Raw genomic sequence first — 12,451 nt, 5'->3', positions numbered from 1 at the left:
CAGGTCTCGGGCCGCTCCGACACCACCTACGCCGAGCGCGTCGCCCTCGACCTCGACTACGCCACCCGCTGGAGCCTGCGCCGGGATCTCGCCATCCTCCTGCGCACAATCCCCGCCGTCCTCGCCCAGCGCGGAAGCCGCTGATGCACAGCGTTGTGCGGCCCTGAGCTGTCCTACGTAGTTTACTGAGAGGTATGGTTAAGCCTCATAGGACCGGACCCAGGGACGCGGCTATGAAAGGCCTTCTGCTGAACGCGCTGTTCGGGTTGATGCTGGGCCGGTTCGGTTCGGTGTGGGGGCTCGTTGTGTTTCTGCCGCTCGTGGCGGCCGAGCTGGCCTACGGTGTCTACGTCTATCACCTGGGCATGAACGCGGGCTTCGTACGGCGCGCCTTCGCTCTGACGGTATGCGGCCAGTTCGGCTTTCTGCTCGGGGCGCTTCTCCGTCCGATGCGGGGCGAAACGTAGACGCTGCCCGCACCCGGCCACCCCATCAACCCTGCTGCGCGGTTCCGGAACCCTGGAGGGTCCTGGGCCCGTCGGTGGCTCGTCGACCCGCGACGGCGGGTTGAGGCCCTGAACGTGTCTCAGACCATAAGCGGCGCGATCGAAGCCTTGCCGGTGCGGCTCACATCAGGGCGAAGACTGTTCGCGCGCATGGGCACGATCGCCATCTTGAGCGGCGTGCTGCTCGGGATGGTGGCCCGGATCGGTATGCTGCTCGGGGGACTGTTCTGGCTGTTCGGTTTGATCTCGCTCCAAGATGTGATCCTCAGGCATTACTGGCGCAGTGCGGCACAGACGCCAGAACGCGAGGTAACCCGTGATGTAGGCAGCAGTCACTGCAGCTACCCAATTCATGTCAAGACGCTACACATCAGCGGTGGGCGGCCACGAGAAAGGCAGTTTGTTTCTCCCCTTCAGGGTTTAAGCGGCAGATTATAAAACAGTCATTGATTTACGTTGTCTTATGGAAGGGGGAGCAATTTTCTGATGCCGCCCTTCGCGGTCCGGGCGCCGGATGTTCATTTGCCGATCCGCTTGCCGATCCGCGCGCCGATCACCGCCCGCTGCTGCCCCCAGTCGGCCGCGGCCTCGCGTAGGGCGCCTCATCCTGCCCGCCATCCGTGGCCGGGAGCCCGCTGACGCTCAGCAATCGGCCATCCGCAACCGAGCTCGACCTTGGGCGTTGGGAAAGCACAGCCGTATCGGCATCCCAACAAGGTCTTCACATGCTGCTGATCTCGTCCCTCGTGGCGGGCACGTTCGTGCTCGCCGGATCGTTCTCGCTCCTGGCCGCCCTGGCAGACTAGGGCCGTGGCGGGGGCGGCTCACACGCCGATCCCCCGCGCCGCCAGAACAGCGCCAAGGGCCGCGGCAAGCCCATCGGGCAGGAACGGTTTGCGCAGGAACCTCGCGCCCATGGGCATCTGATCCACGCCCGGCCACTCCACCCCCGACACGATAAGGATGGCGAGTTCCGGCCAGCGGGCGGCCACGGCTTTGGCCAGGGTGAAGCCGCTCAAGGGCTCGCCGGCTAGGTCCACGTCCGCAACCATGGCCACCAGTTCGGGGCGCGCCGCGAGATGGGCCTGCGCCGCTTCGACGGTTGCCGCCTCGGCGACCTCGTACCCCGCATCCCGCAGGGCCGCAGACGCCTCCATGAGCTGCAACGGGTGATCCTCGACCAGCAGCACGGCGAGCCGCGGCGCAAAGGCGTCCGCCATACGGGATCTCCACCAACCAATGCCCCTCAACGCCCTTCAACGCGGCAGGCGCCGATTGCGTCCCGGTCGAACGTCACAAAAGCCGCATCCCCGCGAGGATGTCGCGACGGCGCCGGCTGACAGGCGCGTTCAGCCATCCTGCGCCTGAGCGCCGAGCCAGGAACGGTGCCTGAGTCCGCCGGTTTGCCCTTCGTAAGGGAGGCATCGATGGGCGACACAAACCCCACCAAACCCGGCGACGACGCGCCCCCAGGAACCCCTGGGACCGGCGAGAACCTGTGCCCGGCCTGCAGCGGCACGGGCAAGGTTGATGGCGAGAGCTGCCCGGAGTGCAAAGGCACCGGCAAGGTCACGACTGGCATCGGGGGCGGCTGAGCCGCGGGTCCGGCGCGGGCTGCGGCCGGCCGAGCCGCGCGGCGTCCATCTGGGTGGCGTCGCCGTGGCGGTCGCGACAGGTACGCGGAGCCGGCTCACGGGTGCTGGACATCCGTGAGCCGCGCACCCGGCCCACGAACGTGGCGTCCACCGCGCACCGGCGGGCGGTGTCTCGATCTGCCCGCCCGCACCCTTCCTCGTCCCGCAGAAACTTCGGCACGGGCTCCGGTAGGGGCCGCGCTGTTCGTGGATGCGCCCCATCAACCCCGCGGTGCCCGCCAGCCGGCCGCGTGTGCCTCGGCCTCCGAGCAGAACCATCGTTCACCGTCGGACTCGGTGATGACGGTCCGCGCGTAATCCCGGGACCCGGGCACGTGGTAGATGTGGTCGCCCGTGCGGTTGATGTTGCCCTTGATCGCGCAGCGGGTCGTGCCGGATGCTTCCGGTCCAGGCTTGGCGGGGGCGGGGATCGGCCCGTCTGGACCACCGTTCGCCGCAAAGCCCAGCGCCATCGCCCGCTCACCTTTGCGCCACGCCCAGGGCGGCGTGAACGAGCCGCCCCACAGCCCACGCCGTGCGGCCTTGGCGGCCTCCTCCCGGTCGGCGTAGGCGGTGCTGTAGCGGCGATAGGCGATGCCGAAACCCTCGCCCACGAGCCAGCCGTTCAGATCCTCCGCCCCAAGCCTGCAGATCGCGACGGTGCGCCTGAAGCGATCCGTTGTGATCGGATCGCAGGCGACGTTCCCCGCGCCGATCTTGTCGGCCAGCGCGTTCGCGGCGACCTGACCGCAGCGGTACTCCTTGCCGGACCGATCCCGGCACAGTTGCGCATGCTCGGGGGTATCGACCCCCTGCAGGCGGAAGCGGGTGCCGCGGATCTCGATGGTATCCCCGTCGATCACGGAGGCGCGTCCGACGACCGGCTCCGCGCCCAGGGCTGGAGCGGACAGGCTGACGGCCAGGGCCAGGGCCACGTGTCGGCGGCGCAAGGGCCAGCCCTCAGTGACGCCGATGCCGGCGCCGGTGCCCCCGACGCCGACCCTGTCGGGGGGCGTAGCGGCTTCCGCCGCCGCCTTCGCCGACGTGCTGGCCCGCCATGCCGCGGTGGCGGTGATGGCGACCACCGTGGCCATGGCAGCCAGGGCGATCGGGAGCGCCGGGCTAGCCAGCGCGATGGACGACCCGAGTGAGACGACAGCCGCCGCGGCGAGTGTGATGAGGCTGGCGCGCACCGGTCAGTCCCGGTGCGAGGCGCACTTGCCGTCAGCCTTCCGGTCGCCCGGCCCTCCGCGGGATCCGCAACGGGCCTCGGCGGCGCTGGATGCCAGCACGGTGACCAGCATCGGCGCGGCGAAGGCCGAAGCCGTGCCTTTGACCAGGGGGAGCGCGCGGCGCGCGGTGCGTGTGCGGGGCATCGACTTCCTCCTCGGAAGCCGACACTGCCTCACTCGCCTTCAGGTTGTCGAGCAAGATTGCGGCACGACCTGTACCCATCGGCCCTTGGACGGTCGGCCATCGAGCGTGCGGTCGGTCGCGCCCAGGTCGGCCGCCTCCGCGTCGCGCAATGCCGGGCCCCTTGGATCGCCGTGCGGCCCACGTCGAGGCCTGACGCGTAGGCGTGACCACCGTTCCAGGCCGGAACGGTGCGGTCGCCCCGCTCCTGTGCGGTATCGGCGTCGTGCGGGCAGCCGGCACTGGGCCTGAACTCCGGTGGGCGGCTGCGATGGGCCGCTGCTCGGAGTAGCATTACCCCTGTCGATGTGCCCGAGGCGTTCGTGACATCACAAGGTGGCGTTGCAGGCGGACGGGCGTCGACGGGCAGGTGCGGACGGTTTCCTGTCCCTCGCCCGTGACGCCTCGCCCGTGACGCTTTGGCCGGGCCGCCGTGGGAGAGGCGGGGCATGCGGGGGGATCTGAACACCGTGGGGCGCCGACCCACGGTCGTCGTGTCACCCCGCTTCGGCCAGCAGTTCGGCGCTGGATGCGACCGTAAACCCCTCGCGGTCGAACACGTTGTAGAGGACGCCCGCGGGATCGAGCCCGAGCCCCGCTATGTGCGAGACCGCGGCTTCCTTGGCTTCGGCCAATGTGCTGAACGGATCCGGCAGCTGGTACAGCCTTGCGGGTTGTTCCTCGCCGTCGACCTGCACCGGTGGCGTCGTGATCTCGACTGTGTAGGGCATGATGCTGGCCTACCGGCGCTCAGTGGAACACGCCGAAGAACCACAGCAGCAGCAGGATCGGCAGCGGGATTCCCAGCAGCCATAGCAAACCACCGCGCAGCATTCGCCTCTCCTCTATGTCGACAATCGTACCGGAATACCGGTCCGTTGATGATTAGAACGCGCCAACACGGGAAAGCGATGCAAATAATCCGCATCAATGCTGGGGGAGGGGTGTCGGTAGTACTGCAAGCGGCCGGCGCTTGTGGCTGCGGAAACCGGTTGGATCGCTCTGTCCAGGCGATCCTGGGGCTGGGCCGCGGCACACGCAGGTCCACCATTTGCCCGGTGAGGGGGGAGGATCATCATGGCCGCCATCTCGCGTGAGCGTGCCGCTCGAACGTCGGCCGGTGGCGGCAGGATCACGGCCATCCGTGCACGGGCGCACAGCGGGTGAACCGCGGGTCGACTTCGGCTCCCGGTGGCCTCAGCGCCGAAGCGCCTCAATCCACGCCTTCACCGGATCGACCACGAAGGCCACGTATGCCGCCCACGTCCGTGCCCAGCCGTGCACGGGCATGTCGGGATCGTCGGGCCGCGCCGCCATCAAAGCCGCCACGTAGGCGTCCTCGCTCGCCTTGCATTCCCTCAACGCATGACGCCCGCGGCCGGACCGGCTGCCGTTCTCGGGCTGGCGGTCGTAGGCCGCGCGCAAGCACCCGTGCCACGCGCGCTCCATGGCCGGCAGTTCGGCCGGCTCGACCTCCAGGGCCGAGGCCGGTCCGGCACCCGCGAGCGTGAGGACCAGGGCCAAGCCGCGGATGTGCGCCGTGCGGCTACTCATCGGACGCGTCGGCCAGCTGCGCGCCCGCCGCGGCAAAGGCCATCTCGCCCGTGGCCGTCTGCAACTCATGACGCGCTGTGGCGTCCGCCAGCGCGATCAGACCGGCGAGCATCAGCCCGACCAGCAGGCAGCGACGAACGGTGAGTACGGGGAGCAGCATGGAAGGCGCCTCTCGGAGACGCGAGCACCCTAGCCAAGCTTTACGGCGCCGGCTGCCGCGCCGGCGACACAGCGGTACGAAATGCGAACGCGACGCATGAAAAAACCCGCCGTCAGGAGGCGGCGGGTTCTTGCAGGGTCCACACTCTTCAATCCGGCCAGCCAATCGCCGCTCGAAGAGTCACGATCCCTGCCGGTCGTCGTTGGGCGGACTGTCCTGGTCTGCATCGGCGGCGCGCGATGCTCGGGGGCTGGTGCCGTGATGTCTCATGGCGAACCTCCTCTCCGGTGTCGGCGCCGCATGCGATGCGCGCCGAGGTCCTCAGGCTAGGAGCGTCCGGCAGGGATGGCAAGAGCCCCCATGCGGTCTGTCGGCCTCGCGAACGCGGACCCTGGCGCCAATGGTCGCCCCGCCGGGATCCCGGTGGCGTCCGTCCCCGCCCGGATTGGGCAAGGCGCTGACGGGTGTGGCCGTGCCGACCGTATCGGGGACCGGTCCCTGGGCGGCGGCAGGCGTTCGGCGGATGCGCCGACGCCTGCCGCGGAGATGGCTACTGCGGGTCGGCGCAGTCCTTCATTCCGGGGCGTCTACGCACCGGCGCTCAGCGCGCGCCGGCGGCGCCTGCGGCCGACCCACCCGCTCCGGCGCCCGCTGTGCCAGCCGAGCCACCGGCCGTACCGTTCGCGCCCATCGAACCCGCGCCGGCTCCGGACGACGGGCCGGTTGTGATGGTCGAGCCTGTGGTGGCCCCACGACGTGCCGTGTCGGCCGCCGATGATCCCGTGGTGGATCCCCCCGCGATGTTGCCACCGGAGCCGTTGCCGCCGGGAGCGCCCTGCGCCCAAGCCGAGGCCGGAGCCGACAAGGCAAGCGTAGCGACTGCAAGTACCGTTGTGATGCGCATGGATTTTCCCTTCTGGCGTTTCCAGTAACGGTAACTCTGCCTTGTGCCAGGAAGATCCAAAGAATAGCCGGCCGCATCTGAGGCGGGGCATCGCCCGGGCGCTGGGCGTGCGGGGATCCCGGCGGCGCGGGCCGGGGTGTGGACGGTCACACAGGTGCGACGAATACAGCAGTGAGGATCAAAGGCCGATCGCCCGACGTTTGCTCTGGATCCCCAGCTTTCGGGAGGAGGGTCCCCATGGGTCTGATCGCCTTTATTGGTTTCGTCGTACCTTGGATGATATTCGCTGCATGGATGTTCCGCCTGCCCAGCGCCATTCGCCTGGGTGCGCCCTCTACCCCCTGGCGCCCGCTCACGGACTTCGCCGGGCCCGCCCGTGACCAGCGGCGGGAGACCAACCCTTACAATTCTGGGCGCAACGATGGATCGGGCCGGACCGGCGGCGACAAACATAGCCCGATCGGGATGGCCGGAGGCGGGGCGCTCGGCACGAGCGTGGAGCCTACCGAGCCGACCGACAAAATCGGCTAGCGCGGCGTAGGGAACGGCGCGGTCTGAAGATCCGGTTGGGAACCGGGGTCTGGACGAGTGGCGCCCGTCCAGGCGCGTCCCGGACGGGGTCTCTGCGACCGCGGCGGCGAGGCCGCACCGAGGTCTCACCGAGGCTGGGGATGGCAGGCCCCGGTGCGGGTCTTCCGGCGCAAGCCCCGGGCCGGACGCTGCGGCCATCCTGGCACATCGTGGTTAAGGGTTCGTCAACGGGTGCCGTTCTGTTCGCGGTGGCCCGTGACAGGCGGCTGACCGATGCCGGCGTTCTCAATCTGCGGCCTGGGATCGTTCGCGGCCCGTTCTAGATGTGCCTGCGGACGCCGGTCTCGACGCCGCGGCCCGCTAAGTGGCGCCCGGTGGAGCGATCCGCCTGCCGGGGGTATCGCTGAGCCCGGCGCGCGATCGTCCGTTCCTGTGCTGGAGGCGGCCTTGATGTTCCGATTTGCTCTCACGGTGTTGCTCGCGGCCACGCCAGCGATTGCGGCTCCTGCTCACCGGCAGCCGACACCAACCACCCTGCCGTCGAGCGGCGATCCCGGCAGCGGCACGGGGATGGATCCGAAAAGAAAAGCCGAGATGGACAAGGCGGACCGCGCGCGGGACGCTCAGAAAAAGACGTTCGATACTAAAATGAACAGGACGATGAATACGATCTGCCGCGGCTGCTAGACGGCGCGATCCCTCACGGACGGCGCGGCGCTCATTCCCTCGCCCTCGGCCCGCGCGACGTGCCGGTGCGACGTGCTGGCCGGGCGCCCCGTCGCACGTTCGGGTGCGCCGCCGATCGGCGCGCTGTCCTCGGGTAAGCGCTCCTCGAGGCGCTGACGTGTCGGTCGACCCGGTGCGGATGCCGCCGTTCCGCAGGCGATGCGGCGCCGCGCGGGCCTGCTCCTCCGGTCCGCAGGACGGGGCGTCGGATACGGCGCTGCCCGGAGCCTGCGCCATCCGGTACCGGGCTCGCGGGCTGCCCGCATCGAGGCCGGCAACGGAGCCCCGCCAGCAGGGGCATCGCGCTCACGTCGGGCGCGCTCACCGTCCGCGAAGATCGGCGCCGAGGGTCTTGGGTTCAGCCGGAGTCACCGGCTGCGGGGCGGTCCCCCTCAAGCCGCGAGGGCGGAGCGGACGGCGGGATGCGCGCCCAGGCCCGGCCTCGCGCCCGCCCAGGGTTTGGCCGCGCGGCCGGCCGGAGGCTTCCGCAGTTCTGGCCCAGCGGAAGGAGGCCTGCCGCCGAAGCAAAGCATTCCGCCGCGGAGGGCGCGCCAGGATGTCGCGACGCCGCGCTCACGGCGTGGCTAGAACTTTGGGTTGATTTTCTTCGGTCTACAGGCGCGATCCCGCGGACTTCAAGGATCCATCAGGTCGACGCCGCCCCACATGGTTGTGTACTGTTGCCCTTTGTAATATTGACTTCCAAGATACAATGCAAATATGCCGCAGCTTGATTGTCCAGATTTGCGTAGGGCAGCCATGACTGAACAGGTGCCGCGCGTGGCGAGAGAGTTTCACGTCGGTCCGGCCGGCGACCGCTATGCTCTGACGCGCGATCTCAAAACCGGTGAGCCTTACGTGCTGCATCGTCCCTGCGAGAGCGATCCGGAAGTCCAGCTGGACCTCGGCTCGTTCCTCGTGCTGTTCCGCGGCCAGGAAAGGGACGACCTGCTGCAGCTGATCGGGTCGTTGCTGCCTGACGATGAGCAGCCGGTGCGGGACGGCCTCGGTAATGTCCGGCCGGCGCGGTTCATGTCGCGCTGGATGCCCAGCCGGCAGGATTGAAAGGTCTGTCCCGGCGGGAGGGCGGTTCGGGCGGACGCGAACCGTGCTACCGTCAATCTCAGCCCCGCATCTGCTGCCGAGCTGATGGAGGTCCACTCCATGCGGCTCACCCTCGATTACCGAGGCGACTGGATCGTCGATCCCCGCGAGCTTGCCGAACGTCTCGGTGTGAGCACCGCTTATCTGAGGCGCATGGAGCAGCAGGGGCATGTCGATGCCCGCATCCGGGCCAGTGCGGACGAGGAGCCGGGGCACACGCGCGTCACCGTGCGGTTGCTCAACAAGGGCTGGCGCGGCGTCTTCGATCAGAGCGGCACACTCCTCAGCGAGGACGCGTGGTGAGGGCTCGCCATCCGGCGAAGCGTGCTACCATGAATGGTCAGTTGCGCTCCGCACCGCCTGATCGGGAGATCTAGATGCCGTTCCTCAGCTGGTTGATCTCCAAGATCCTGCAGTTCTTCATGGGAAGCGCGCACAATCGCAGGGCCGACCTGATTGCCCGGGAAAAGGAAGCCGGAGCCTTCGAGAGCCGGTCCAGCGGCAAAACGAGAAACTTCGCGGACGACTACAATGCCGCTGCCATGATGCTCCGGGAGCGAATGGACCGGAAGTACCCGAACGGCCATTACGCGCGACTGAGATCGAACGAGAACAGCCCCTACGATCACGGCGAAGATCGCGCGCACGCCGTGGATACGATGTCGACCGCGATAGCGATGGCGCTGCGGGACGGAGCCAGCGTGCGGCAGGCCGCCGAGGCGGGGGCGGCGAGCGTGGGCATCTGATCGGCGCGGCGGCACCTCAAGGGTCGGGCCGGTCCTCAATGCCGAAGCAGGGCAGCGGCCACGCCGACGAGCGTCCCGCCAGCGATGGGCGCGAACAGCGCCAAGATCGACACCAGGATGATGAGCGTGATGGCGGCGTTCTCGCCCCGCTTGGAGTCTCGCGACGGACGCCGCGGCGGCTCCCAGGGCGGTGGGACGGATCGCTGATCGGGTGGGACGAACATCGGCACCCATCGGTACGCGGGCCATAGACGGGGGCGAGGCTAAGCGCGAACGACGGGCGCGTCACCGTGACGATCGCCCGCTCCCGGATCGCCTCCTGCCGCGTTGTCCCTCCGGAACCGCAGGAGGAGCCGCATGGCCTACGTGACGATCGAGAAGGATGGCGAGCCTTGGATGTTCTGCCATTCGACCCATGCTGGTGAGCTTGAGAAGCAGATCGAAGCAGCCAGGGCTCAGGCGCCGACAGCGACCTTCACGCATCGGCTGTCGACACCGGTGGAGAGCCAGCACTGCGCGGACGCGATGGATGCGCAGGGCGGGCTGGTCGAGGATCCGTTCAAGTTCTTCGCCGTGCCGGTAGCCGACGACCAGGCGGCCTGAGCGTCTCGGCCGAGCGCCGCGGACAGATCGAACCTGTCGGACGGATGTCCCGGTTGTCCGGCGTCCGGACCGGCGGTCAGTCGACCGCCTCGGTCGGCCGGAGGTGGTCGCGGCCGGCAAGGCCACGTTGCCGGTCAGGCTGCGGCCGAAGCAGGCTTCCACGGCGCGCCCGAAGGCCCTCCGCTCCGCCGCGGCGCGCCGTCTCTCACCATCGCCATCAGCCGGGCAGATCGGGCGGAATCCCCTCGCGGCGTCTGCGGAGGATCTGCGGAACAGCGTCACAGATGTCGGCCGGCGCTCCTTGCGGGCGGGCCGCGTCGCGAGCCTAGTCCCCGATCTGCGCGCCGCGGTGCGCCGGGCCCCGGAGCGGTGCCGAGGATCCTTCGGCCGGAATGCGGACGCCCGAAGGTGGCGCTCGCGCCGCCCGGGAGGGGCACGGGCGCACCCGCGGCTCGAAGCTGCGCGCGGCGCCGGCAGGCGCCGTACAGCAGGCGGCCGGAGACTGTTTACGCAGATGCGACAATCCCATGGGCCGTATCTTTTACTACCTTGAATGAGCGGCTGGAACGTCCGACACAGACTTTACAGAAATGTCAGGGTGCGGACATGGTCCCGGGCGGAATGCGCGGTCTTCTGCTGCCGGCGGCCGCTGTCGCATCGGCCGGCCCCGTCTGTGCGCGGGGCCGGCCACCCGACGGGGCCGGCGCCCTCCTTGAGGCCCGGGCGGGCCGCCTCGCCCCGACGCTCCGCGCGACGGAGTCGGCCCGACGCGGTGCCGACGAACATGTCTGACGCGCATACGCAGCTGGTCGACCGGATCTACGAGGCCGCCGTCCTGCCGGAGCTATGGCCCGAGGTCCTCATGGATCTCGCGCGCTACGGCGGCGCGGACGCAGCCGTGCTGTTCGCCACGGACCTGGACAGCTCGCGGTTCATCACCACGGCGAATTTCGCAGACACCATCCGGGCCTACATCGAGGAGGGCTGGTTCGCCCGGACGGATCGCACGCGGCGCCTGCTCGCGAAGCGGCATGCCGGGTTCGTCACGGATCTCGACGTCTTCACGCCGGAGGAGTTCGCCCGGGAGCCGGTTTTCCGTGAGTTTCTGAACCCGCGCGGTTTCGGGATGGGCGCGGCCAGCGTCATCACCGTTCCGACGGGCGATCAGCTGGTGTTCGACGTCGAGCGCCTCACCGAACGCGGTCCCATCCCGCCGGATGCCGTGGGCCGCCTCGACAGCGTGCGCCCGCACCTCGCCCGGGCCGCCACGCTGTCGGCCCGGCTGCGCATGCAGACCGTGCGCGCCGCCGCGCAGGCGCTGGAGACGGTTGGTCTCCCGGCTGCCGTTCTCGGGCGCAGGGGACGCGTCCTGGCGATGAACCGCAGTTGCGAAGGCCTGCTGCGCGACCTGATCCTCGACGGGCCTCGCCTCGTCCTGACGGATCCGGCCGCGGATAGGCTCCTCGCTGACGCCCTCGACGCGGTGTCGACCGAGGGAGGGAGGCCGGCGCGATCCATCCCCGTGGCGGGCCGGGACGGTCAGCCGCCGACCATCCTGCATCTGCTGCCCATCCGACGGGCTGCCGCCGACCTGTTCGCGGCGGCCGAGGCGATCGCCGTGTTCACGCCTCTGGCAATGAACCACGTGCCGGGCCTGTCGATCCTCGAAGGGCTCTTCGATCTCACGGCCGCCGAGGCGCGTGTGGCACGCGGCATCGCGGGCGGCAGCACGGTCGCCGGCCTCTCGGCCGAGTTCGGGACTTCGTCCGCGACCGTGCGATCGCAGCTCAAGGCCGTCATGGCGAAGACGGGCACCACGCGGCAAGCAGAACTGGTGCAGCTTCTGGCCGGCGCTGCCCTCCCGGTTCGATGAGCGCGAGGGCCGTTCCGGCGGCATCACGGAAACGGTCCGGACCGGTCAGCCCCGGCGATCCGTCCGCTGTCGGAGTCACCGGTGGTCACCGCCGATCGGCCTCCTCGAGACGGATCGCGCGCGGGCGGTGGCGAGGCTCGGCACGAGGCGCGCAGCAGGGTTCGCCGGCGCAAGCGGCGCGGCAGAGGCTGTTGCACTCCCGGATCATATCCAACATACATAATCTCGCATACAAGTTGAACGCACGCATCGCTGCAATCCGCGGTGCAGCAGGGCCGCACCCTCGCGAGGCGGCGGGACGCGCGGAGGCGCCCCTTGTCGGACAGTGTCGTTGAGCCGCTCGCCACCCCGTGGATATCGAAGCGCGATGTGATCCGACGTATCGCCGAAGCGATCGGCCAGCCCGAGGCGGTGTTCTACGACGCCGCCGGCTGCACCTCCGCCATCGCCGAACAGGCCGAGTTGCTGCGGATATGGGACGGCCTGACAGACCCCGCCGACCGCCGGAAGGTGCTGACCTTCGTGCAGGCGGTGGCGTCCGGGCGCAGCCAAGCCCTGCCGTGATCGTCGTCACCGATGCCCAGGGACGGGCCGCCCGCGTGAGCCCGCAATAAACGGCGTTCACCGGCCCATCGCGCGAGGTGGTCGCGGGCTTCGGCCGGACCGAGGTCGCGCATCCGGCGGATCGCGGGGTCTC

At 69.4% G+C, this 12,451-nt stretch carries 18 protein-coding genes; 11 read left to right on the top strand and 7 right to left on the bottom strand.

Features of this window, described 5'->3' with window-relative positions; all coding sequences use genetic code 11:
* The 3 genes from MKK82_RS30940 to MKK82_RS30930 form a co-directional block, all read left to right on the top strand.
* On the top strand, window positions 1-144 hold a 144-nt coding region (locus MKK82_RS30940), incomplete at its 5' end, for a sugar transferase (protein WP_243984737.1).
* A gap of 89 nt (window positions 145-233) precedes the next feature.
* Window positions 234-467 carry a hypothetical protein gene (locus tag MKK82_RS30935; RefSeq protein WP_243987887.1) on the top strand — a complete coding sequence of 78 codons (234 nt, stop codon included), beginning with the start codon at window positions 234-236 and terminating at the stop codon, window positions 465-467.
* Between the two features lie 114 nt (window positions 468-581).
* Complete coding sequence (locus tag MKK82_RS30930) at window positions 582-944, top strand: hypothetical protein (protein WP_243987885.1); 363 nt, start codon at window positions 582-584, stop codon at window positions 942-944.
* 386 nt (window positions 945-1,330) lie between these two features.
* On the opposite strand, the gene MKK82_RS30925 is transcribed toward MKK82_RS30930, so the two are convergent.
* The 6 genes from MKK82_RS30925 to MKK82_RS30900 form a co-directional block, all read right to left on the bottom strand.
* A complete protein-coding gene (locus tag MKK82_RS30925; protein WP_238293548.1) occupies window positions 1,331-1,726 on the bottom strand; it encodes a response regulator in 396 nt (131 codons plus the stop codon).
* A 635-nt stretch (window positions 1,727-2,361) separates the two neighbouring features.
* Entirely contained in the window at window positions 2,362-3,333 is a 972-nt protein-coding gene (locus MKK82_RS30920; protein ID WP_243987883.1) for a thermonuclease family protein, read from the bottom strand.
* 3 nt (window positions 3,334-3,336) lie between these two features.
* On the bottom strand, window positions 3,337-3,516 hold the full coding sequence (locus MKK82_RS30915) for a hypothetical protein (RefSeq protein WP_238293542.1): 180 nt from the start codon (window positions 3,514-3,516) through the stop codon (window positions 3,337-3,339).
* Between the two features lie 534 nt (window positions 3,517-4,050).
* Entirely contained in the window at window positions 4,051-4,284 is a 234-nt protein-coding gene (locus tag MKK82_RS30910; protein WP_243987881.1) for a hypothetical protein, read from the bottom strand.
* A gap of 466 nt (window positions 4,285-4,750) precedes the next feature.
* Window positions 4,751-5,107 carry a hypothetical protein gene (locus MKK82_RS30905; RefSeq protein ID WP_238293538.1) on the bottom strand — a complete coding sequence of 119 codons (357 nt, stop codon included), beginning with the start codon at window positions 5,105-5,107 and terminating at the stop codon, window positions 4,751-4,753.
* Entirely contained in the window at window positions 5,100-5,267 is a 168-nt protein-coding gene (locus MKK82_RS30900; protein ID WP_238293537.1) for a hypothetical protein, read from the bottom strand. The genes MKK82_RS30905 and MKK82_RS30900 overlap by 8 nt, the downstream gene beginning before the upstream one ends.
* A 1,141-nt stretch (window positions 5,268-6,408) precedes the next feature.
* On the opposite strand from MKK82_RS30900, the gene MKK82_RS30895 reads away from it, so the two are divergent.
* The 5 genes from MKK82_RS30895 to MKK82_RS30875 all read left to right on the top strand — a co-directional run bounded on the left by MKK82_RS30895 (window position 6,409) and on the right by MKK82_RS30875 (window position 9,278).
* A complete protein-coding gene (locus tag MKK82_RS30895) occupies window positions 6,409-6,702 on the top strand; it encodes a hypothetical protein (protein ID WP_243987879.1) in 294 nt (97 codons plus the stop codon).
* A gap of 450 nt (window positions 6,703-7,152) precedes the next feature.
* The gene (locus MKK82_RS30890; protein WP_238293533.1) at window positions 7,153-7,389 is read left to right on the top strand and encodes a hypothetical protein; all 237 of its coding nucleotides are present in this window, start codon (window positions 7,153-7,155) and stop codon (window positions 7,387-7,389) included.
* A gap of 798 nt (window positions 7,390-8,187) precedes the next feature.
* Window positions 8,188-8,493, top strand: coding sequence for a hypothetical protein (locus MKK82_RS30885; RefSeq protein ID WP_243987877.1), 306 nt, complete (start codon window positions 8,188-8,190; stop codon window positions 8,491-8,493).
* A gap of 99 nt (window positions 8,494-8,592) precedes the next feature.
* Window positions 8,593-8,835 carry a DUF6522 family protein gene (locus MKK82_RS30880; RefSeq protein WP_238293529.1) on the top strand — a complete coding sequence of 81 codons (243 nt, stop codon included), beginning with the start codon at window positions 8,593-8,595 and terminating at the stop codon, window positions 8,833-8,835.
* 74 nt (window positions 8,836-8,909) lie between these two features.
* Window positions 8,910-9,278, top strand: coding sequence for a hypothetical protein (locus tag MKK82_RS30875; RefSeq protein WP_238293528.1), 369 nt, complete (start codon window positions 8,910-8,912; stop codon window positions 9,276-9,278).
* Between the two features lie 35 nt (window positions 9,279-9,313).
* Here the strand turns inward: MKK82_RS30875 and MKK82_RS30870 are convergent, their stop codons facing one another.
* Entirely contained in the window at window positions 9,314-9,502 is a 189-nt protein-coding gene (locus MKK82_RS30870) for a hypothetical protein (RefSeq protein ID WP_238293526.1), read from the bottom strand.
* 133 nt (window positions 9,503-9,635) lie between these two features.
* Between MKK82_RS30870 and MKK82_RS30865 the strand changes: the two genes are divergently transcribed.
* The 3 genes from MKK82_RS30865 to MKK82_RS30855 all read left to right on the top strand — a co-directional run bounded on the left by MKK82_RS30865 (window position 9,636) and on the right by MKK82_RS30855 (window position 12,318).
* Window positions 9,636-9,881, top strand: coding sequence for a hypothetical protein (locus tag MKK82_RS30865; protein WP_238293520.1), 246 nt, complete (start codon window positions 9,636-9,638; stop codon window positions 9,879-9,881).
* Between the two features lie 784 nt (window positions 9,882-10,665).
* Window positions 10,666-11,754 (top strand): helix-turn-helix transcriptional regulator, encoded by a 1,089-nt coding sequence (locus MKK82_RS30860; RefSeq protein WP_243987876.1) that lies wholly within the window; start codon window positions 10,666-10,668, stop codon window positions 11,752-11,754.
* A gap of 369 nt (window positions 11,755-12,123) precedes the next feature.
* The gene (locus tag MKK82_RS30855; RefSeq protein WP_243987875.1) at window positions 12,124-12,318 is read left to right on the top strand and encodes a hypothetical protein; all 195 of its coding nucleotides are present in this window, start codon (window positions 12,124-12,126) and stop codon (window positions 12,316-12,318) included.
* Window positions 12,319-12,451: the final 133 nt, after the last annotated feature.

Origin of the sequence: Methylobacterium sp. E-046 (genome assembly GCF_022829625.1) — a bacterium.
GTDB classification, from domain to species: Bacteria; Pseudomonadota; Alphaproteobacteria; order Rhizobiales; family Beijerinckiaceae; genus Methylobacterium; species Methylobacterium longum.
The sequence above is the reverse complement of the archived record's forward strand: the minus strand, read 5'-3'. Positions and strand labels throughout refer to the sequence as shown.